Annotated in this window: 17 protein-coding genes; 12 read left to right on the forward strand and 5 right to left on the reverse strand. The window is 65.9% G+C overall.

The features are described from left to right. The first annotated feature begins 48 nt into the window (after positions 1 to 48). Positions 49 to 1,629 carry a phosphoglycerate dehydrogenase gene (gene serA, locus RHOSA_RS0107650; protein WP_027288206.1) on the forward strand — a complete coding sequence of 527 codons (1,581 nt, stop codon included), beginning with the start codon at positions 49 to 51 and terminating at the stop codon, positions 1,627 to 1,629. 160 nt (positions 1,630 to 1,789) lie between these two features. Here serA and RHOSA_RS21195 read toward each other — a convergent pair whose 3' ends face one another. Both RHOSA_RS21195 and RHOSA_RS0107660 read right to left on the reverse strand, forming a co-directional pair. Next, complete coding sequence (locus RHOSA_RS21195) at positions 1,790 to 2,776, reverse strand: cation diffusion facilitator family transporter (RefSeq protein WP_051431927.1); 987 nt, start codon at positions 2,774 to 2,776, stop codon at positions 1,790 to 1,792. A gap of 35 nt (positions 2,777 to 2,811) precedes the next feature. Beyond that, positions 2,812 to 3,336: a paraquat-inducible protein A gene (locus RHOSA_RS0107660; RefSeq protein ID WP_027288207.1), complete on the reverse strand. Its 525-nt coding sequence runs from the start codon at positions 3,334 to 3,336 to the stop codon at positions 2,812 to 2,814. A gap of 332 nt (positions 3,337 to 3,668) precedes the next feature. Here RHOSA_RS0107660 and RHOSA_RS0107665 point away from each other — a divergent pair, with 332 nt between their 5' ends. Genes RHOSA_RS0107665 through RHOSA_RS0107675 form a run of 3 tightly spaced genes read left to right on the forward strand, consistent with a single transcriptional unit; the run spans position 3,669 to position 6,595 of the window. Then, positions 3,669 to 4,823: an ATP phosphoribosyltransferase regulatory subunit gene (locus tag RHOSA_RS0107665; RefSeq protein ID WP_027288208.1), complete on the forward strand. Its 1,155-nt coding sequence runs from the start codon at positions 3,669 to 3,671 to the stop codon at positions 4,821 to 4,823. A gap of 48 nt (positions 4,824 to 4,871) precedes the next feature. Further along, entirely contained in the window at positions 4,872 to 6,164 is a 1,293-nt protein-coding gene (locus RHOSA_RS0107670; protein ID WP_027288209.1) for an adenylosuccinate synthase, read from the forward strand. A 17-nt stretch (positions 6,165 to 6,181) separates the two neighbouring features. Then, positions 6,182 to 6,595 carry a hypothetical protein gene (locus tag RHOSA_RS0107675; RefSeq protein ID WP_027288210.1) on the forward strand — a complete coding sequence of 138 codons (414 nt, stop codon included), beginning with the start codon at positions 6,182 to 6,184 and terminating at the stop codon, positions 6,593 to 6,595. A gap of 49 nt (positions 6,596 to 6,644) precedes the next feature. Here RHOSA_RS0107675 and RHOSA_RS0107680 read toward each other — a convergent pair whose 3' ends face one another. The 3 genes from RHOSA_RS0107680 to RHOSA_RS0107690 all read right to left on the reverse strand — a co-directional run bounded on the left by RHOSA_RS0107680 (position 6,645) and on the right by RHOSA_RS0107690 (position 9,856). Beyond that, positions 6,645 to 7,496: a universal stress protein gene (locus RHOSA_RS0107680; RefSeq protein WP_027288211.1), complete on the reverse strand. Its 852-nt coding sequence runs from the start codon at positions 7,494 to 7,496 to the stop codon at positions 6,645 to 6,647. An 11-nt stretch (positions 7,497 to 7,507) separates the two neighbouring features. Further along, on the reverse strand, positions 7,508 to 8,992 hold the full coding sequence (locus RHOSA_RS0107685) for a SulP family inorganic anion transporter (RefSeq protein WP_027288212.1): 1,485 nt from the start codon (positions 8,990 to 8,992) through the stop codon (positions 7,508 to 7,510). Positions 8,993 to 9,340: 348 nt separating this feature from the next. Next, positions 9,341 to 9,856, reverse strand: coding sequence for an adenine phosphoribosyltransferase (locus tag RHOSA_RS0107690; protein ID WP_027288213.1), 516 nt, complete (start codon positions 9,854 to 9,856; stop codon positions 9,341 to 9,343). A gap of 226 nt (positions 9,857 to 10,082) precedes the next feature. Between RHOSA_RS0107690 and RHOSA_RS0107695 the strand changes: the two genes are divergently transcribed. The 8 genes from RHOSA_RS0107695 (at position 10,083) to infC (ending at position 20,725) form a co-directional block, all read left to right on the forward strand. Further along, entirely contained in the window at positions 10,083 to 11,429 is a 1,347-nt protein-coding gene (locus RHOSA_RS0107695) for an aspartate aminotransferase family protein (protein ID WP_027288214.1), read from the forward strand. After that, the gene (locus RHOSA_RS0107700; RefSeq protein WP_027288215.1) at positions 11,426 to 12,271 is read left to right on the forward strand and encodes a beta-keto acid cleavage family enzyme; all 846 of its coding nucleotides are present in this window, start codon (positions 11,426 to 11,428) and stop codon (positions 12,269 to 12,271) included. Before RHOSA_RS0107695 ends, RHOSA_RS0107700 begins: the two co-directional genes overlap by 4 nt. A gap of 394 nt (positions 12,272 to 12,665) precedes the next feature. After that, the gene (locus tag RHOSA_RS0107705; protein ID WP_027288216.1) at positions 12,666 to 13,652 is read left to right on the forward strand and encodes a TAXI family TRAP transporter solute-binding subunit; all 987 of its coding nucleotides are present in this window, start codon (positions 12,666 to 12,668) and stop codon (positions 13,650 to 13,652) included. A 151-nt stretch (positions 13,653 to 13,803) separates the two neighbouring features. Beyond that, the gene (locus RHOSA_RS21200) at positions 13,804 to 16,638 is read left to right on the forward strand and encodes a TRAP transporter permease (protein WP_051431928.1); all 2,835 of its coding nucleotides are present in this window, start codon (positions 13,804 to 13,806) and stop codon (positions 16,636 to 16,638) included. Positions 16,639 to 16,691: 53 nt separating this feature from the next. After that, positions 16,692 to 17,132 carry a universal stress protein gene (locus RHOSA_RS0107715; RefSeq protein ID WP_027288217.1) on the forward strand — a complete coding sequence of 147 codons (441 nt, stop codon included), beginning with the start codon at positions 16,692 to 16,694 and terminating at the stop codon, positions 17,130 to 17,132. A gap of 61 nt (positions 17,133 to 17,193) precedes the next feature. Beyond that, positions 17,194 to 17,940 (forward strand): DUF6969 family protein, encoded by a 747-nt coding sequence (locus RHOSA_RS21205; protein WP_051431929.1) that lies wholly within the window; start codon positions 17,194 to 17,196, stop codon positions 17,938 to 17,940. Positions 17,941 to 18,099: 159 nt separating this feature from the next. Continuing rightward, on the forward strand, positions 18,100 to 20,022 hold the full coding sequence (gene thrS, locus RHOSA_RS0107725; RefSeq protein ID WP_027288218.1) for a threonine--tRNA ligase: 1,923 nt from the start codon (positions 18,100 to 18,102) through the stop codon (positions 20,020 to 20,022). Positions 20,023 to 20,188: 166 nt separating this feature from the next. After that, the gene (gene infC, locus RHOSA_RS0107730) at positions 20,189 to 20,725 is read left to right on the forward strand and encodes a translation initiation factor IF-3 (RefSeq protein ID WP_027288219.1); all 537 of its coding nucleotides are present in this window, start codon (positions 20,189 to 20,191) and stop codon (positions 20,723 to 20,725) included. Positions 20,726 to 20,814: the final 89 nt, after the last annotated feature.

Raw genomic sequence — 20,814 nt, forward strand, 5'->3', positions numbered from 1 at the left:
CGCCAAGCAGTTTTCAATCGAGTTCATAGCACAGGATCAATTCGTCCGATGCCCAAAGTCCTGATCGCCGACAAGATGTCCGACAGCGCGGTGGAGGTGTTCCACCAGCGCGGCGTGGAGACCGAGGTCGCTACCGGTCTTAGCGCGGAGGAGCTGAAGCAGAAGCTGCCGGGCTTCGACGGCCTGGCGATCCGTTCCGCCACCAAGGTGACGCGCGACGTATTGGAAGCCGCTGGCGACCTGCGCGTGATCGGCCGCGCGGGTGTTGGCGTCGACAACGTCGATACCGATGCCGCGACCGCCCGCGGGGTGGTGGTGATGAACACCCCCGGCGGTAATTCGGTCACCACGGCCGAGCACGCGATCTCTCTGATGCTCGCAATGGCGCGGCGGATCCCGCAGGCCGACGCCTCCACCAAGGCCGGCAAGTGGGAGAAGTCGAAGTTCCAGGGGGTCGAGGTGACCAATAAGACCCTCGGCCTGGTCGGCTGCGGCAACATCGGTGCGATTGTCGCCGAGCGCGCCCGCGGCCTGCGCATGAAAGTGGTGGCCTACGATCCCTACCTGACGGTCGAGCGTGCCCGCGATCTCGGCATCCGGCGGGTGAAGAACCTCGAAGACCTGTATGCCGAGGCCGATTTCATCACCCTGCACGTGCCCAAGACCGAGCAGACCACGGGCATGATCGACAAGGCCGCGATGCAGCAGATGAAGAAGGGCGTGCGGATCATCAACTGCGCGCGTGGCGGCCTGATCGTCGAGCAGGACCTCGCCGACATGCTGAAGGATGGTCATGTCGCCGGTGCGGCGATCGACGTCTACGATGAGGAGCCGGCCCGCGAGAATCCCCTGTTCGAGCTGGAGAACACGGTCTGCACCCCGCACCTAGGCGCCTCGACCTCGGAGGCGCAGGAGAAGGTCGCCGTCCAGGTCGCCGAGCAGATGGCCGACTACCTGCTGACCGGCGCGATCTCCAACGCGATCAATATGCCGAGCCTGACGGCGGAAGAGTCGGCACACCTGGGCCCTTACATGACGCTCGCCGAGCAGCTCGGTTCGTTCGCCGGTCAGTTGACCGAGAGCGGTGTGCAAAAGGTCAACATCGAGTACGAAGGGGCGGTCGCCAGGCTGAATACCCGACCGCTCACCCAGGCCGCGCTGGCCGCACTCCTGCGACCGATGCTGGACAGCGTGAACATGGTCAACGCGCCCGTGGTGGCCCGCGAGCGCGACATCGAGGTGTCCGAGGTCAAGCACGAGCGTGACAGCGACTATCAGACGCTTCTGCGCGTGACGGTGGAAACCGAACGCCAGACCCGCTCCGTCGCCGGCACGCTGTTCGGCGGCGACAAACCGCGGCTGGTCGAGATCAAGGGCATCCCGATCGAGGCCGAGCTGGGCCCGCACATGCTCTATATTACCAACGAGGACAAGCCGGGTTTGATCGGTGCGCTGGGCCGCACGTTGGCGGAGGCCAACGTTAACATCGCAACCTTCCACCTGGGCCGCCAGTCGCGCGGCACCGACGCCATCGCGCTGATCGAGGTGGACGATGCCATGTCCGAGCAGACGCTGGAAAAAATCCGCGGCCTGGACTTGGTGAAGCAGGCCAAGGCCCTGCGGTTTTAAGAGGCCTTTGGGCAGACAGCTGTCAGGTGGCCATGATCGAGGCTGCCTGATAGCTGTCTGCTTACTCTGATGTCGGGGCTCGACCGGGTTCGACCGACCCCGACATCAGGCCGAGCAGTCGGCCTGTTGAAGCGTGGCCGATGGGCGGAAATGGTGCCGCTTACGATTTCCCGGCCACGTTCATCTCGGCACCGCAGACGTGTTCGCGCTCGTGGTCGGCACAGGGGCCGGCTTCCAGTTGCACGGTGGAATGCTCGACCGAGAAGCGTTCCGCCAGGTGGGTCTTGATCGCCTGCAGCACGCGACCATGGTCCGCGCCTTCATGGACATTGGCATGGAGCGTCACCAGCGGCCGTTCGGCCGTCAACGACCAGGCGTGTACGTGATGCACGTCCGAGATGCCGGGGACCGCTGCCGGCAGCTCGCGCTTAATTTCCTCGATATCCAGATGACCCGGCGTGCCTTCCAGCAGGATATGGCTGCTTTGGCGCACCAACATCCAGGCGCTGCGCAGGATCAGCGCGGCGACCAGAAGTGACAGCAGCGGATCGATCGGCGTCCAGCCGGTGGTCAGGATCACGATCGCCGCCGCGATCGCCGCGACCGAGCCCAGCAGGTCGCCGAGAACGTGCAACGCCGCCCCGCGCAGGTTCAGGTTGTGCTGATCCCCGCCGTGCAAAAGGCGGAAGGCGACGAGATTGACCACCAGCCCCAGGATCGCCACGCCCATCATGGCCGAGCCCATCACCGGCTGCGGGTTGAGCAGGCGGCCAACCGCTTCCACCGCGATCCAGCCGACGATGGCAAGCAGCGTCGCACCGTTGACGAACGCCGCCAGCACCTGAAAGCGCTGATAGCCGTAGGAGCGTGCCTTGTCGGCCGGCTTGCGGCCCAGTTGGAACGCGAACCAGGCGAGTGCGAGCGAGGCGGTGTCGGTCAGCATGTGGCCGGCATCGGCCAGCAGCGCCAACGAGCCCGAGATCAGCCCGCCGGCGACCTCCACCGTCATGAAGCCGCCGGTGATCAGCATCGCCCAGAAGACGCGGCGCTGGTTGTCCGCGTCGACCGGCGGGGCATGACCGTGGGTATGGTCGTGCCCGCAGCCCTCGCCGTGCTCGTGCGTATGATCCTGATCGTGCTGGTGCATGGTGCCGTCTAACCTGACCCGGGCGGCGGGTCGGATCAAGCCGTCGCGGAGTCGCGCGCCTGGCGGGCAAGTGCGCGCAGCCGTTGCGTCGCTGTGATCGACAGCACCACTGCGCTGGTAAAGAGGTACAGGCCGGCATGCAGCGTGACGTCGCTGACCAGCGAGGCTTGGACCGCGACCACCAGCAGGGCGGCGACGAAGACATCCAGCATCGACCAGCGCCCGAGCAGGTCGAGGGCGTCGAGCGCGCGGGGAAGAGCGTGTCCGCGGGCATCGACGATCAAGAAGATCCACAGGGCCGCGACCAACTTGACGAGCGGAAACGCGAAGGCGAACACCGCCAGCACGCCGAACAACAGCCAGTCGCCTTGGCCGTAGAGCGCCCGCGTGGCGTTCAACAGCGACACCTCGTCCTCCAGCCAGACGAACCGGCTGACCGTCATCATTGGCCAGGTCCAGCCGGCGATCAGTAGCCCCAAGGCCCCTGCCAGCGCGGGTCCGACGAGCCGGTCCAGCCCGCGTGCCCGCCCCGCCAGCGTTTCAGGATGAGTCAGCCGCATCTTGCCCCGTTGTTTCGTTTGGTGATCGATACGCGTTGGGTGTTCACCACCAAAACACGATGGCACCAAGGATTTTCTTGCGCGGTTCCGCGCGGTCGCAACCCCGTGGCACCCGGGTCTGAAGAGTTTTCGACATCTTTCGCGATCCTGATGCCTGAGTGGTTTTGGCGGTGAAAGTTCACGATCTGACACCCGCGTCTCGACGGCACGGCGGCATTTCCGTTTGCAGGCGTGTCCGCGAACGCGCTAGGACGAGCCCGGTTGGCTGGCGGGGAGACCCGCTAGCGACCACCGATCCTTAAACACCCCTTCGAGCCCGGGACGACGCGTCAATGACCGCCACCGCCGATCAGGCCCTGCTGCCCGCCGGCCTTCAGGACCTGCTGCCGCCCGCCGCGGCGCAGGAAGCAGGCGCGGTCGAGCGACTGATCGAGGCGTTCGGCGCGTACGGTTATGACCGCGTCAAGCCGCCCCTGATCGAGTTCGAGGACGCGCTGCTCGCTGGCGCCGGGGCCGCCTTGGGCCAGCAGACCTTCCGGCTGATGGACCCGGTTTCGCAGCGCATGCTGGGCGTGCGCGCGGACATGACGACCCAGGTCGCGCGGATTGCCACCTCCCGTTTGTCGCGCGCGCCGCGGCCGTTGCGTTTGTGCTACGGCGGGCAGGTGCTGCGGGTGACCGGGACACAGCTGCGCCCGGAACGCCAGTTCGCCCAGGTTGGTGCGGAACTGATCGGCAGTGAGAGCGAGCATGCCGACGCGGAAGCGTTGGTTATGGCGGTCAGCGGCCTGACCGGCCTTGGCGCCGAGGGGCTGACGGTCGATCTCAACCTGCCGCCGCTGGTCGCTGCGCTGGCTGAGCGGCTGCAGATCGACGGCGACACGACGCAGCGTTTGCGCCAGGCGCTGGACCGCAAGGATGCCGCGGCGGTGGATCGGCTGGCTGGCGACCAGGGGACGCTGTTCCAGGGGCTGCTGCGCGCCGCCGGTCCAGCGGATCGGGCGCTGCAGAACCTGGCTGCGCTCGATCTGCCGGAACGTGTCCAGCGCGAAGTCGACCGCTTGCAACACGTGGTCCGGCTGGTACAAGCCGCGCTGCCGGAACTGACGCTGACGGTGGATCCGGTGGAGCACCGTGGTTTCGAGTATCACCAGGGTGTGACCTTCACGATCTATGCCCGCGGCGTGCGCGGCGAACTTGGCCGGGGCGGGCGCTACACCACCGACGCCGCCGGGGGTCCGGCGGAACCGGCAACCGGCTTCACGCTGTTCATGGACAGCGTGCTGCGCGCGCTGCCGGACCCAGAAACGCCGCGGCGCGTCTACGTGCCGCACGCCCACGCCGTCGAGGCGGCCCGGCTACGCCAGGCCGGCTGGTCGGCGCTGGTCGGCCTGCTGCCGGAGGACGACCCGGTGGCGGAAGCGCGGCGCCTGGACTGCACGCACCTGTTGATGCAGGGCGACGTGCAGCCGTTGGACGGTCTATGAACGTGACCGGGCGATATTCGTAGCCACAACCGCAAGGAAAGTGACGACATGGCCAACGTGGCGGTCGTGGGCGCCCAGTGGGGCGACGAAGGCAAGGGTAAGATTGTCGATTGGCTCTCCGAGCGTGCCGATGTGATCGTACGCTTCCAGGGCGGTCACAACGCTGGGCATACGCTCGTCGTGGACGGCGTGACCTACAAGCTGTCGCTGTTGCCCGCCGGCGTGGTGCGCCCGGACAAGCTGTCGATCATCGGCAACGGCGTGGTGATCGATCCCTGGGCGCTCCTGGAGGAGATTGACCGGTTGCGCGGCCAGGGCGTCGAACTCACCCCTGATCGGCTGAAGATCGCTGAGAACGCCTGCCTGATCCTGCCGTTGCACGGGCAGGTCGACCGCGCCCGTGAGGAGGCGCGCGGCGCTGAGAAGATCGGCACCACCGGGCGCGGTATTGGCCCGGCTTATGAGGACAAGGTCGGCCGGCGCGCCATTCGGGTGTGCGATCTGATGGATGACGCGCTGCTGGAAGAGCGGGTCGATCACCTGCTGCTGCACCACAACGCGCTGTTCCGCGGTCTGGGCCGGGAAGAGTTCGATCGCGACGAGCTGCTGCGCGGCCTGCGCGAGGTCGCGCCGCGCATCCTGCCCTTCGTCGACCGTGTCTGGGACGTGCTCGACCGCGCGCGCAAGGATCGCCAGCGCATCCTGTTCGAGGGCGCCCAGGGCGCCATGCTGGACGTCGATCACGGCACCTATCCCTACGTGACCTCGTCAAACACCGTTTCCGGCCAGGCGTTGACCGGCAGCGGCTTCGGCGGCGGCTTCGACTATACCCTCGGCCTCGCCAAGGCCTACACGACGCGCGTCGGCGCGGGGCCGTTCCCAACCGAGCTGTTCGACGATACCGGCCAGCAGATCGGCGAGCGCGGCCGGGAGTTCGGCACCGTGACCGGGCGGGCCCGGCGTTGCGGCTGGTTCGACGCCACGCTGGTTCGCCAGGCGGTCAAGGTTGGCGGCATCGACGGCATCGCGCTTACCAAGCTGGACGTACTCGATGGGCTGGACGAGCTGAAGGTCTGCACCGGCTATGAGATCGACGGGCAGACCTACGACCACCTGCCGGCCGCGCCCAGCCTGCAGGCCAAGGCCAAGCCGCTGTACGAGACGCTGGAGGGCTGGTCCGCCTCGACCCAGGGGGCACGCCGGTGGCGCGACCTGCCGGCGACCGCGATCAAGTACATCCGTCGGATCGAGGAGCTGATCGAGGCGCCGGTCGCTCTGCTCTCGACCAGTCCCGAACGCGACGACACGATCCTGGTGACCGATCCCTTTCTGGTTCACTGAGGCACGCGACGACAGCGATGTTCGGCAAGCTGTTCGGCAAGAAGGGCGCCGCCGGCCAGACCCCCGTTGGCCCGCCGGATTTGAGCCGGGTCACGGAGACCGGCGGCGCCTTCTTCGTGCCCGGGGTCGATGATGCCGAGACGGCCCGCGCACGGCTCACGGAAGCGCGCGAGCGTCTGGCCCGGCCGCTCAAGGCGGCGGTCGGCGCGCCGGCCTACGCGGCCCTGGAGTACACGCACGAGCAGGACAGCTACCGTTCGGCAGTTGGCGCACTCGACCCGCGCCTGAACGAGACGGTGCGCGCGATCCTGCGTCAGGATGCCAAGTACCGCTTCCTGATCCTGACCGATCGCCACGGCTTCGACGCCGGGCTGCCGCTGATCGTGAGCGACCGGGAAGTGACCCGGGCTGTCGCCTTCAAGGACGGGTAGGGCGCTCGGCCACCTGCATGGGCTCGTGCGGGAACCCGACCCTCGACGCTCATTTCACCAGCAGGATCGGCACGCGGCAGACCCGCAGCATCTCGATGGTCGTCGAGCCCACGAAGAAGGCGCGGAAGCGGGTGTGCCCGGACGATCCCATCACGAGGTGGTCGAACCGCTCCTCTTCGATCAGCCTGCCCAGCGCCTCGTCCGGCTGGCCCGGCCGGATTTCGGTCTTGGCGTCGCGGCCGGCGGCCGAGAGGGTGGCTTGGGCGTTGGCGAGGCTCTTCTCCGCCGCGTCCGTCGTTGGACCGAAGGTGACGACTTTCAGTTCTAGCCCCGCGTAAAGCGGGCTGCGTGCCACGTACTCGACCGCCCGGGTTGCGCTCGGGCTGCCGTCGAAGGCGATCAACACCCGGTTGATCGCCTGGAATGCGCGCGACGCAACGAACAGCGGCTTGCCGACCGCCCGCATGACGCGGTCGAGGTTGGAGCCGAGGTGCTCCGTGGCGAAATCGGCGGCTTCGCCCCGCTTGCCGATCAGGACCATCTCGGCTTCGGTTTCCTTCTGGGCGATCGCCTCGACCAGGTCGCCGTGGCGCAGATGGGCCTTCACGGCGATCCCCGCGTCCTCCAGCAGGGCCTTGGCGTCGTCCAGAATGGCGCGTCCGCGTTGTAGCGCGAGCTTGGCCCGCTGCTCGTCGAGTTCGGACAGCTCGTTCAGCAGGGTGCTGCGGGCGCCCAGCGCGATCGAGCCGGACAGGTCGCTGCCCCCGCCGGCCTCGCGCCGGCCGAGCACGTGCATCAATTCGACGTCCAGCTCCGCTCGCCGGGCGATCCAGGCGGCATGGTCGCAGACGCTTTTCGAATAGGTGGAGCCGTCCACCAGCGCGGTCAGTTTGTGTGTCATGCGTCTGCCCCTCAGTGCCCCATCAATTTTTCCATGGCGCCCGGCTCGTCATGGATGGCGAGCCGGTCCACGATCGTTTCCGATGCCTCGTTCATGCCGACGATCTCGACGTCGGCGCCGTCGCGACGGAACTTGAGCACGGCCATGTCCAACGCGGCAACGGAGGAGATATCCCAGATGTGCGCATGACTGACGTCGATCACCACGCGTTCGATCGCTTCCTTGAAGTCGAAGGCGTCCATGAAGGCTTCCGCAGACGCGAAGAAGAGCTGGCCTTCGACGTAATAGGTGCGCGTGTGGCCGTCCTCCGACAGGGCGGAGCGAACCCGGAAGAGCTGCGCGATCTTGCTGGCGAAGAAGATGCCGGACAGGAGCACGCCGACCAGAACGCCGATTGCCAGATTGTGCGTCACCACGACCACGACCACGGTCGAGAGCATCACGACCGACGAGGACATCGGATGCGTCCGAAGCTGCTTGATCGACGACCAGGAGAAGGTGCCGATCGAGACCATGATCATGATTGCGACGAGGGCCGCCATCGGGATCCGGGCGACCAGGTCGCCGAGCACGACCACCATGAACAGCAGGAAGACGCCCGCGGTGAAGCAGGAAAGCCGGCCGCGGCCGCCGGATTTGATGTTGATGATCGACTGACCGATCATCGCGCAGCCCGCCATTCCGCCGATGAAACCGGTGAGCGTGTTCGCCAGCCCCTGGCCGATGCATTCCTGCTTCCGGTCGGAGGGCGTATCGGTCAGGTCGTCGACAATATTCTCGGTCATCAGGCTTTCGAGCAGCCCCACCACCGCCACGGCGGCCGCGTAGGGGAGGATGATCGTCAAGGTCTCAAAGGTCAGCGGGATATCCGGGATCAGGAACATCGGCAGCGTGTCAGGCAGTTCGCCCATATCGCCGACCGTCCGGACATCCCAGTCGAACACGAGTGCGAGACCTGTCAGCACGACGATCGTCACCAGCGGTGAGGGCACGATTTTGGTGATCAGTGGGAACAGGTAGATGATCGCCAGTCCGCCCAGCACCAGCGGATAGGTCAGCCAGGGCACCCCCACCAGTTCGGGGATCTGCGCCATGAAAATCAGGATCGCCAGCGCATTGACGAAACCGGTCATGACCGAACGCGACACGAAACGCATCAGACGCCCGAGCCCGGCGGCGCCAGCCGCGATCTGGAGCAGACCCGCAAGCACGGTGGTGGCGAGTAGGTATTCGAGGCCGTGGTCGCGCACGAGCGTGACCATAAGCACAGCGGTCGCCGCGGTCGCTGCTGAGATCATGCCGGGTCGACCGCCAGCGATGGCGGTCACGACGGCGATCGAAAAGGCGGCGTAGAGCCCGACCTTCGGATCGACCCCGGCGATGATGGAAAACGCGATGGCTTCGGGAATGAGGGCCAACGCAACGACGATCCCCGAGAGCAGGTCGCCTGTGACGTTGCCGAACCACTGATCGCGGTAGGCGTGAAAGTTAAACATGCAAATCCTATCGCCGCGCGGCTGCGCTTCGCCGGTCGTGTGATGGTTTTCAGGTATTGAATGAGGCTCAGGCTAAGCGGCGGCCAGAAGGTCCCTGGATTCCCGCGGACACGAGCCCAAGCAACCGGCCGACTACCGCCATGTCATTGTGCGCTGCACAATCGGCGTCCCCAGCGTAAATTTCAAGCCGAAAAGCTTCCCATACGAACCGTGGAAAGCGTGCGCCTGTGCGGGACTCATGCAGATGCACTGGGTTTGCCAGTGCCAAAATACGCGTGTGCTAACCGCTTACATCATAGAGTCGGCAAGGAAGGCCGCGGTTGCGACGGCCTCCCGCACCGCCAGCCGTTAGCTGTCGAACTGGATCAGCGAGGTCACCGGCACGTCGAGCTTGGCGCGGCCCTGCAAGAACGACAACTCGATGATGCAGGCGCAGCCGCGCACGTCGCCGCCGATCTTACGGATCAACTCGACCGAGGCGGACATCGTGCCGCCGGTGGCGAGCAGGTCGTCCAGCACGATCACCCGCTGGCCCGGCTGGATCGCGCCTTCCTGAATCTCGATCGTGTCCTGCCCGTATTCGAGATCGTAGGTGTAGGGCACGTTCGGCCCCGGCAGCTTGCCCTGTTTGCGCACCATCACGAAGCCCAGGCCGAGTTGCAGGGCAAGCGGGGCTGCGACCAGGAACCCCCGGGATTCGATGCCGGCCAGGATTTCCGGCTTTTCCGGCCGCACCGCGTCCTCCAACTGTTGCACGGTGGCCTGCCAGGCTTGGGGGTGCGCCAGCAGGGTCGAAATGTCGTAGAACAGGATTCCCGGCTTGGGGAAATCCGGCACCTGCCGGATGTGCGGCTTGAGGTCCATGAGCGCAGCGGTTTCCTAACGTGTGGGGGAGAGCGGCGCGGCCGGCGCGCAAGACGCGGCGCGCTTGATATTCTGCCCCGCGATCCTACTGGGGCGGCTGGCGGGTGACAACGGGCCGACAGGACGCACCCCGCCTGCCGCAACCGTCAGGGGTTGCGCCGGGGCCGGGCTTGGCGTGGGATGCGGCTGTTCCTAGTCGCCCAACACGAACGGCAGCCACGACCCGATGACCCGCATCCTCCACCGCTCCACCCGCCAGAGCTATCCCATCGCCGTTGGCGGTGACGGCCCGTACATCATCGCCCAGGACGGCCAGCGCTACCTCGACGCCTCCGGCGGCGCGGCCGTGTCCTGCCTGGGTCACAGCCGGCGCGACGTGATCGAGGCGGTCCAGGCTCAGCTCGACCGGCTGCCTTACGCGCACACGGCCTTCTTCAGCAATCAGCCGTCCGAGGAGCTTGCCGAGCACCTGACCAGCCGGGCGCCCGAGGGGCTGGAGCACGTCTACTTCGTCTCCGGCGGATCGGAAGCGAACGAGACGGCCCTCAAGCTTGCCCGCCAGGCGGCGGTGGAGCGCGGCGAGTCGCAGCGCACCCAGATCGTTGCCCGGCACCAGAGCTACCACGGCAACACGCTGGGAGCACTGGGGGCGAGCGGCAACCCCGGCCGGCGCGCGCTGTACGGGCCACTCTTGGCCGACAACGTGCACTTCATCGATCCCTGCTACGCCTATCGCTATCAGGAGGCAGGCGAGTCGGATCTGGACTACGCCCTGCGGGCGGCCGACCAACTGGAAACGAAACTGCAGGAGCTGGGCCCGGAAACCGTGCTGGCGTTCATCGCCGAGCCAGTGGTGGGTGCGACCCTGGGCGCGGTGCCGGCGGTCGAAGGGTATCTGAAACGCATTCGCGAGATCTGCGACCGTCACGGCGTTACCCTGATCCTGGACGAGGTGATGAGCGGGATGGGCCGTACCGGCACGCTCTACGCTTGCCGCCAGGACGGCGTGGCGCCGGACCTGTTGACCTGCGCCAAGGGCCTGGGCGCGGGCTACCAGCCGGTCGGCGCGGTGTTGATGTCCAACGCGATCTACGACGCGATCGCCAACGGTAGCGGGGCGTTCCAGCACGGCTTCACCTACATCGGGCACCCGACCGCCTGCGCCGGCGCGCTTGCGGTGCAGCGCGCGATCGAGCGCGATGATCTGCTGGCCAACGTGATCGGGCAGGGGGACAAGCTGCGCGCGGATCTGACCGCGCACTTCGGCAAGCATCCGCACGTGGGCGACATTCGGGGCCGTGGCTTGTTCGTCGGCATGGAACTGGTCGCCGACCGCGCCACCAAGGCCCCGTTCGACCCGGCTGAGAAGCTGCACGCCCGGATCAAGTCGGCCGCCTTTGCGCGCGGGCTGGTCTGCTACCCCAATGGCGGCACGGCGGATGGAACGCGCGGAGACCACGTGCTGCTCGCCCCGCCGTACATCCTGGAAGACAGCCACCGCGAGGAGCTGGTGGAGAAGCTGGAGGCGGCTCTGGCGGATGCGCTCGGCCAGGTGAGTGGAGCGTCGGCGTGAGTGCGCACGTCGCGCCCCTGGTGATCGCCGCTGCCCCGAACGGCGCGCGCAAGACCCCGAACGATTGTCCTGCCCTGCCGGTGACCGCCGACCAGTTGGCCGATGCTGCGGCGACCTGCCAGCAGGCGGGGGCTGCGATGTTCCACCTGCACGTCCGCGACGCCGAGGGCCGCCACAGCCTGGACCCGGCGCACTATGCCCGGGCGATCGACGCGATCCGCGCGCGGGTCGGCGACCGGCTGGTGATCCAGGCGACCTCTGAGTCCGGCGGCCGGTACGGTCCGCGCGAGCAGCTGGACGCCATGCGCGCCCTGCAACCGGAGTCGGTCAGTCTGGCGGTGCGCGAGGCGATCGGCCGGCCGGAGGACGAGGAGGCGGCGGCGGACTTCCTGAGCTGGGCGCGGACGCAGGCGGTGTCGGTACAGTATATCCTGTACGATTCCGGCGATCTGGCCCGTTACCGCGCCCTGGTCGCTCGCGGCGTGATCCCCGGCCGGCGGCACTGGCTGCTATTCGTCCTCGGCAGCTATGCTCAAGCGCGTGATGCAACCCCTGGGGAGTTGCTGAATTTTGTGACGCCGGACTGGCCGGACGAGACGCCCTGGATGGTATGTGCCTTCGGCCCGCGCGAGGCCGCCTGCGCGCTCACGGCAGCCGGGCTCGGCGGGCAGGTACGCGTGGGATTCGAGAACAATCTACTGTTGCCCGATGGCCGCAGTGCGCCGGACAACGCCGCCTTGGTTGCCAACGTTGCCACGGGTGCGCAGGCGATCGGCCGGCCGCTTGCGGACGCCGCCACCTTGCGCGCGGAATTGAACGGGCTGCTTTGGGAACAGGGATAAAATTGCCCGTAGCTCCCTCTGGTCATGCGAGGGGAAACTGTGTTCAATGGGACACGCGCGCCGACCCCATGATGCGAAGCAACGGCGCGTGTGAGGGAAGAAGAACAAAACCCTTCAGGGATTGGCTTCAACAGAGGGGAACGTTGAGGACCCAGCGGGTAAGCGCCACACGCTCTGGGTGCACGCACGCCGATGTCGAACGGCTTGGGGCACCGAGCCTGCATGTGCTCTCCAGATCACCGCGTCTCTCCTTTGTTGTTAAGGCCGAGAATCATCGCCGGCTTGCGTCTACGCGCTTTCGCGTAACGGGCCGGTCGGGGAGGACTGGCGTATCTGCCGTCGCTATGCCATCCCCGAAACCAACCAACCCAAGGCAGTCTACGGAGGCTCCTACATGAAGAAGCTCGTGATCACGGCCGCCGCCGTCGCCGTTGCGACCGGTGCCTGGATGGCGGGAACCAGCAGCGAGGCGCTGGCCCAGGACGATACGAATTTCGTCACCATCGGCACCGGCGGCGTGACCGGCGTCTATTATCCGGCCGGCGGCGCGATCTGCCGTCTGGTCAACAAGGACCGCGACGAGCACGGCATCCGCTGCTCCGTCGAATCCACCGGCGGGTCGGTCTACAACCTGAACACCATCCGCGCGGGTGAGCTGGAGTTCGGCGTCGCCCAGTCGGACTGGCAGTATCACTCCTATAACGGTTCTTCCCGCTTCGAGGATGCGGGCGCGTACAAGGATCTGCGCGCGATGTTCTCGCTGCACCCGGAGCCGTTCACCGTGGTCGCCCGCGAGGGCAGCGGCATCGAGGACTTCGAGGACCTGAAGGGCAAGCGGGTCAACGTCGGCAACCCGGGCTCCGGTCAGCGCGCCACCATGGAGATCGCCATGGAGGCCATGGACTGGAGCATGGATGACTTCTCGCTCGCCTCCGAGTTGAAGGCTTCCGAGATGGCGCAGGCGTTGTGCGACAACAAGATCGACGCCTTCGTCTATGTGGTCGGCCACCCGTCCGGTTCGATCCAGGAGGCCACGACCACCTGTAACGCCCAGCTGGTCAACGTGAAGAACGAGCAGATCGAGAAGCTCGTGTCGGATCGGCCATACTACTCCTTCGCCACCATCCCGGGCGGCATGTACAACGCCAACCCGGACGATGTGACCACCTTCGGTGTGCGTGCGACCTTGGTCACCAGCGCGGACGTCAAGGACAAGGTGGCTTACGAGCTGGCCAAGGCCGTGTTCGAGAACTTCGACCAGTTCAAGTCGCTGCACCCGGCCTTCCAGGTCCTGAATAAGGAGGAGATGGTCAGCCAGTCGCTGTCCGCTCCGATCCACGAAGGGGCTCTGAAGTACTACAAGGAAGCTGGCCTGAAGTAAGTCAGCGACCTTGATCTGAGATGCAGACGGCCGCGTCCCGGCAAGCGGGGCGCGGCCGATCTGTACTGTGAAGAGGCGGCGTTGAAACGTCGGCGGATCTGCTTCGACAATGCGCGTCGCCGGTGCACGCGCTGGGTGACCTGGAGGCGTCATGGCGAGTTCGCAAAGCCCGCAGCAGGGCAAGGCGGCCGAGGATAAGAAGCTGGACGATCTGGTCGCGTCGACCGATACCGGCGCGCGCGATCCCGATAATTCCGCAGCCAAATGGACCATTCTCGGTGTTGCGCTGACTTGGTCGCTGTTCCAGCTGTGGTACGCCTCGCCGCTGCCGTTCATCCTGAACATCGCCATTTTGAATGACACGGAAGCGCGCGCCATACATCTGGCGTTCGCGATCTTCCTGGCGTTCACCGCCTATCCGACGCTGAAGAGTTCGCCCCGGAACAAGGTGCCGGTCCAGGACTGGCTGATTGCCGGCGTCGCGGCCTTCTGTGCCGCCTATCAGTTCTTTTTCTACGAGGCGCTGGCCGGGCGCGTTGGTCTGCCGACCTGGTACGATACTGTCGTTGCCTGTGTGGGCATGGTTTGTCTGCTGGAAGCGACGCGCCGGGCGCTTGGTCCGCCATTGATGATCGTCGCGCTGGTCTTCCTGGCGTACGTCTTTTTCGGCTCGTCTGAACTCGTGCCGAACGTGATTCAGTGGAAGGGCGCCTCGCTCGACAAGACGATGTGGCACCAGTGGCTGCAGACCGAGGGCGTGTTCGGGGTGCCGCTGGGTGTCTCGACCAGTTTCGTCTTCCTGTTCGTGCTGTTTGGCTCGCTGCTCGATAAAGCAGGGGCGGGTAACTACTTCATCCAGGTCGCTTTCGCGCTGCTGGGCCACCTGCGCGGTGGGCCGGCCAAGGCGGCCGTCGTCTCCTCCGCGATGACCGGTCTGATCTCCGGTTCCTCGATCGCCAACGTGGTCACCACCGGGACCTTCACGGTGCCATTGATGAAACGGGTCGGCTTCTCCAGCGAGAAGGCCGGCGCGGTCGAGGTTGGCTCCAGCGTCAATGGCCAGCTGATGCCTCCGGTGATGGGCGCGGCCGCCTTCCTGATGGTGGAATACGTCGGCATCCCCTATTTCCAGGTGATCAAGCACGCCTTTCTGCCGGCGGTGATCAGCTATATCGCGCTGCTCTATCTGGTCCACCTCGAGGCGCTGAAGGGCGACTTCCAGGCGCTGTCCAAGCCGCAGGAACCCAAGCCGGCGAAATGGATGCTGATCGCGCTCGGGCTGACCGTGGCGTCGATCGCGATCATCGCGGGGGCGGTTTACTGGCTGTTCGAGCTTGCCGGATTGCTGGCGCAGTCGTCCAACCTGCTGTGGGCGGTGGTTCTGATCGGCGCGCTGCAGATGGCGCTCTATTTCGGTGTCAGCCGCGCGGTGCCTGCCGACAGCCGCTGGAAGTTGGTGTCGACCGGCGCGATTATCGCCTGCAACGTCGTGATCGGGGCGTTCGGCGTCTATGGGCTGGTCAAGCTGGTCACCGCGCTGTTCGGCGGCGTGGCCGTCTATGTCATGGCGCTGCTGGTGTTCGCCGCCTATGCGGCGCTGGTCTGGTATGCCACCCGGGTGCCCGAACTGGAACTCGACGACCCCAACAAGCCGGTCTACCGCCTGCCCGAGGTGGGGCCGACGGTGAAGGCTGGTCTGTACTATCTGCCGCCGGTCGGCGTGCTCGTCTGGTGCTTGATGATCGAGCGGCTGTCGCCCGGCCTTTCGGCCTTCTGGGCGACCGCGTTCATGCTGTTCATCCTGGTGACGCAACGCCCGCTCAAGGCGTTCTTCCGCAAGTCCAGCGACTACGCCACGCAGATGAAGGCGTCCGGGATCGAACTGCTCGACGGTTTGATCGCCGGCGCGCGCAATATGATCGGCATCGGCGTCGCCACCGCGGCCGCCGGTATCATCGTCGGTACCGTGACCCTGACCGGCATTGGCCAGGTGATGACGGAGTTCGTCGAGCTGATCTCCGGCGGCAACATCATCCTGATGCTGCTGTTCACCGCCCTGTTGAGCCTGATCCTGGGCATGGGCCTGCCGACCACGGCGAACTATATCGTGGTCTCCTCGCTGATGGCGCCGGTGGTGGTGCAGCTCGGCTCCGAGGTCGGGCTGGTGGTGCCGCTGATTGCGGTGCACATGTTCGTCTTCTACTTCGGCATCATGGCCGATGTGACACCGCCGGTGGGGCTGGCCTCCTTCGCCGCGGCCGCCGTATCGGGCGGCGACCCGATCAAGACCGGCTTCACCGCGTTCTTCTATTCGCTGCGCACGGTGGTGCTGCCGTTCGTGTTCATCTTCAACACCGAGCTGTTGCTGATCGACGTCTCGGGGCCGATCGACTTTATCTTGGTGGTGAGTTCGGCGCTCGCCGGCATCCTGGTATTCGCGGCGGCGACGCAGGGCTACTTCGCCGCGCGCAGCAAGATCTGGGAAAGTGCGCTCCTGCTGCTGGTCGCCTTCACGCTGCTGCGGCCTGGCTACTGGATGGATCAGATGATCCCGCCCTACCGGACGGTCGACCCGACCCAGATCACCGAGCGCGCGGCCGAGGCGCCGGCCGGCGATTCCCTGCGCGTGGTGATCGAAGGCCTGACCATTGAAGGCGAAGAAGCGCGCAAGACCGTGCTCCTGCCACTGGGTCCGGCGGAGGGCAAGTCGGGTGTGCAGCGTCTGCAACACGCCGGTATCATGGTGCAGACGATGGGCGATCAGGTGCAGATCACCAATGTCGTCTTTAACTCGCCGGCGGAGAAGGCGGGCGTCGACTTCGGCTGGAAGGTGCGGGGTCTGCAGGTTCCCACCCAGCAGCCGCCAAAGGAACTGTTCTTCATTCCGGCGTTGGTGCTCCTGGGCGGCGTCTATCTGTTGCAGCGTCGGCGCAATCCCGGCCGTCCGGCGCCGAAGCCGCAACCCCAGGGCGCCGGCGCGGAATGACCGGCTAGGGGCGACCGATCCCCGATGACCGGTCAACGATAGAGGGTAACGGCATGTACAAAGACATCCTGGTTCCGGTCGACTTGGCCGAGGAAAACTCCTGGAAGGCCGCCGTGTCGCGGGCGGTCGAGCTGGCGCAGGCGTTCGGCAGCCGGCTGCACGTGCTCACCGTCGTGCCCGATTTCGGCGCCACGATGGTCGCGCAGTACTTCCCGCACGACTACGAACAGAAAATCGTCGAGGAGGCGCGCCAACGCCTGCATACATTCACCAGGGATCACGTGCCGGCCGGCGTCGAGGTGCAGCACCTGGTGGGGCACGGGCGCGTCTATGACGAGATCCTACGGATGGCCGAGGAAGCGGATTGCGATCTGATCTGCATGGCCTCGCACCGTCCCGAATTGCGCGATTATCTGCTGGGGCCGAACGCCGCACGCGTGGTTCGGCATTCGAAGCGCTCCGTCCTGGTGGTGCGCGACGCGCCGAACGGGTAGGCTGTTGGGATGGCGCTAGCGATTGGCAGCGCATCCGGGCGGCGGACGAAAGTAGGCGCAGGTGAACGTACAGGCGGAAACGAAGGCCGCGTCGGAAGGCGGCTTTGCGACAGTCGATTTGTCCCAGGTGGGTGACGCGGAGGTGGCCGCTCTGGGCGCTGCGGCGCGGCGGGTGCGTGAGATCGAGACGGACCTCGCGGTGCGCGGCGGCAACGTCGTGGCCCGTCTGTTGGCGGAGGCCGAGGCCTTTTACGAGTGGGACCATTATCCCGAGGGCGATGCCTATGACCCGTCCCGGGAAAGCCAATATTTCTACCATGCACATGCGGCCGAAGAGCGCTTTCCCGGTGAGCATGGGCATTTCCATACCTTTGTCCGTCCGGTCGGCCTGAGCGATCTGCTCCCAGGGGACGAGATGCCGCCGCCGACCGCACTCACCCACTTGGTCGCGGTGTCGATCGATACCTCCGGACGCGCCGTGCGGCTGTTCACCACCAACCGTTGGGTCACGGGTGAGCGTTGGTATCCTGCCGCGACGGCGGTGCGTCTGTTGGCCAACTTCGAGATGACGGGCGATAAGCCGGCGCCCGAGGTCAATGGTTGGCTGAGCGCGTTGTTGCGTCTCTACCGGGCGGATATCGCAGCCCTGTTGACCGCGCGTGACGCGGCCTTGGTGCAGGCCGGCGGCGGCGTTGTGAGCGAGGCGGCACTGGAGAACAGGGAGCTGGAGGTGACCAGCCAGTTGGAGATCGACGTTGCGGCCCGCATCCAGATAGTCGAGGCGGAGGCCACGCGCCGGGGCGTCTAAGTGCTCGTGCTTGTTTTGGGCCAGTAGGGCGGCTGCGCGCCCTCGTCGCTTGACAGGGTGACTGCGCTGGCTAGCTTGACGCCACGGTCGCGTAACGGGCCGGCAGTGTTAGTTGAGAAGGGCAGAGTTTTGACGCGTGTTGCCAAGGCCGCGCAGGCGGTGACGATCACACTCCCGGACGGCAACCAACTGGCGTTCGACCACGCACCGACCGGCCGCGAGATTGCGGAGCGGATCGGCAAGCGGTTGGCCAAGGACGCGCTCGTGGTCAAGGTGGACGGCGAGTTGCGCGACCTGGACCTGCCGGTCACGGGCGACGCGCGGGTCGAGATCGTCACCCCGAAGCACGAGGACGCGCGCCAGATCATCCGGCACGACGCCGCCCACGTGATGGCGGAGGCGGTGCAGGAGCTGTTTCCGGACGCGCAGGTCACCTTCGGCCCGGCGACCGAGACCGGTTTCTATTACGACTTCGCCCGCGCGCACCCCTTCTCGACCGACGATCTGGAGAAGATCGAACAGCGCATGCACGAGATCGTGGATGCGGACAAGCCGTTCGTGCGCGAGGTCTGGGACCGCGACGCGGCGGCGCACTTCTTTGACGAGAAGGGCGAGAAGTACAAGGCCCAGCACATCCGCGAGGGCATCCCGAAGGGCGAGCAGATCACGATCTACCGCCAGGGCGACGACTGGCTCGACCTTTGCCGTGGGCCGCACGCCCCGTCGACGGGACGGGTCGGTCATGCGTTCAAGCTGATGAAGGTCTCCGGCGCCTATTGGCGCGGCGACCCGAACAACGAGCAGCTGCAGCGGATCGCCGGCACGGCTTGGGAGAGTGAGAAACGGCTCAACGACTACCTGGCCATGCTGGAGGAGGCGGAGAAGCGCGACCACCGCCGGCTGGGCCGCGAACTCGACCTGTTCCACCTCCAGGAAGAAGCCGTCGGCAGTGTGTTCTGGCACCCCAAGGGCTGGACGCTCTACCGGCAGGTGGAAAAGTACGTCCGCCGGATGCAGGAGCGCGAAGGCTACCACGAGGTCAAGACGCCGCAGCTGATCGACCGGTCGTTGTGGGAGCGCTCGGGCCACTGGGAGAAGTTCCGCGAGGCGATGTTTACGGCGAAGAGCGAGGATGACCATACCCTCGCGATCAAGCCGATGAACTGCCCGGCGCACGTTCAGATCTTCAACAAGGGCGTTACCAGTTACCGTGATCTGCCCTACCGGATCGCGGAGTTCGGCTCCTGCCACCGCTACGAGCCGTCGGGTGCGCTGCATGGGTTGATGCGCGTGCGCGCCTTCACCCAGGACGACGCGCACATTTTCTGTACGCCCGAGCAGATCAACAGCGAGACGCAGAAGTTCTGCGACATGCTGCTGGAGATATATCACGCGTTCGGGTTCGAGGACGTGCGGGTCAAGTTCTCCGACCGCCCCGAGACACGCGCCGGCTCGGACGAGGTTTGGGACAAGGCGGAGGCCGCGCTCAAGGAAGCGATCGAGGCGACCGGCATCCCCTACACGATGAATCCGGGCGAGGGTGCGTTCTACGGGCCCAAGTTGGAGTTTGTGCTGCGTGATGCGATCGGCCGCGATTGGCAGTGCGGTACGCACCAGGCCGACTTCGTGCTGCCGGAGCGGCTAGACGCCAACTATATCGGCGAGGACGGCAACAAGCACCGGCCGGTCATGCTGCACCGGGCGATCGTCGGCTCGTTCGAGCGGTTCATCGCGATCCTGATCGAGGAGCACGCCGGGCGTTTCCCGATGTGGCTCGCGCCGGTGCAGGCGACCGTGGCGACGATCACCAGCGCGGCCGACGCGTATGCCAACGAGGCTGCGGCGGCGTTGCGCCAGGCGGGTCTTCGGGTTGAGACGGACCTGCGCAACGAGAAAATCAACTACAAGGTCCGCGAGCACTCCAACCAGAAGGTCCCGGTGATCGCCGTGGTCGGTGAGCGCGAGGCGCAAGACCGGACGGTGGCGTTGCGTCGGCTGGGCAGCAAGCAACAAGAGGTTCTTGCGCTCGACGATGCGGTGACTAGACTCGCGGAAGAAGCAGCAATGCCCAAGGTTGGTTGAGCCACCTGCGATTGTCCGGTCTATGACCGGCGATCGATCGGATGGGTTGCACCGACGGGTTGGATTGCATCGACAGGACAACCACGTAACGACACGCGACGCGTTGCCGGCAGTGCCGGCGGCGCCGAGCGAGCGACACGGTTAAACAGGCAAGGGAGTCTGATCCATAGCCAGGCCAGCAACTTCGGGCCCGCCGACCAAGGGCGGCCCCCGCGTCAACGACCAGATCAATGTCCGTGAAGTGCGCCTGATCGGCCCCGAGGGCGAGAATCTCGGCGTGCTCGAAACGCGTGATGCACTCGATCGGGCAGGGGAGCACGGCCTCGACCTGGTCGAGGTGTCGCCGAACGTCTCGCCGCCGGTGTGCCGCATCCTCGACTACGGCCGCTACAAGTACGAAGAACAGAAGAAGCGCGCCGAAGCTCGAAAGAAACAGAAGACGATCGAGCTTAAAGAGATCAAGATGCGCCCGAACATCGACGACCACGACTACGGCGTGAAGATGAAGGCCATCAATAAGTTCCTGGACGAGGGCGACAAGGTCAAGGTCACGCTGCGTTTCCGTGGCCGTGAAATGGCGCACCAGGACTTGGGCAAGCGGCTTCTGGGAAAGGTGCAGGAAGACCTGGGTGAAAAGGCCAAGGTCGAGGCCCACCCGAAGCTGGAAGGCCGTCAGATGATCATGGTGATCGCGCCGCGCTGAGGCGCTGCCGGAGTCGGCCAGTCACGGCCTTGGATCGCGAAAAAAAAGTCCACCGATCGGCATCGATCGGTGGACTTTTTCCGTAAGCC

The sequence above is a fragment of the Rhodovibrio salinarum DSM 9154 genome (assembly GCF_000515255.1).
Lineage (GTDB): Bacteria > Pseudomonadota > Alphaproteobacteria > Kiloniellales > Rhodovibrionaceae > Rhodovibrio > Rhodovibrio salinarum.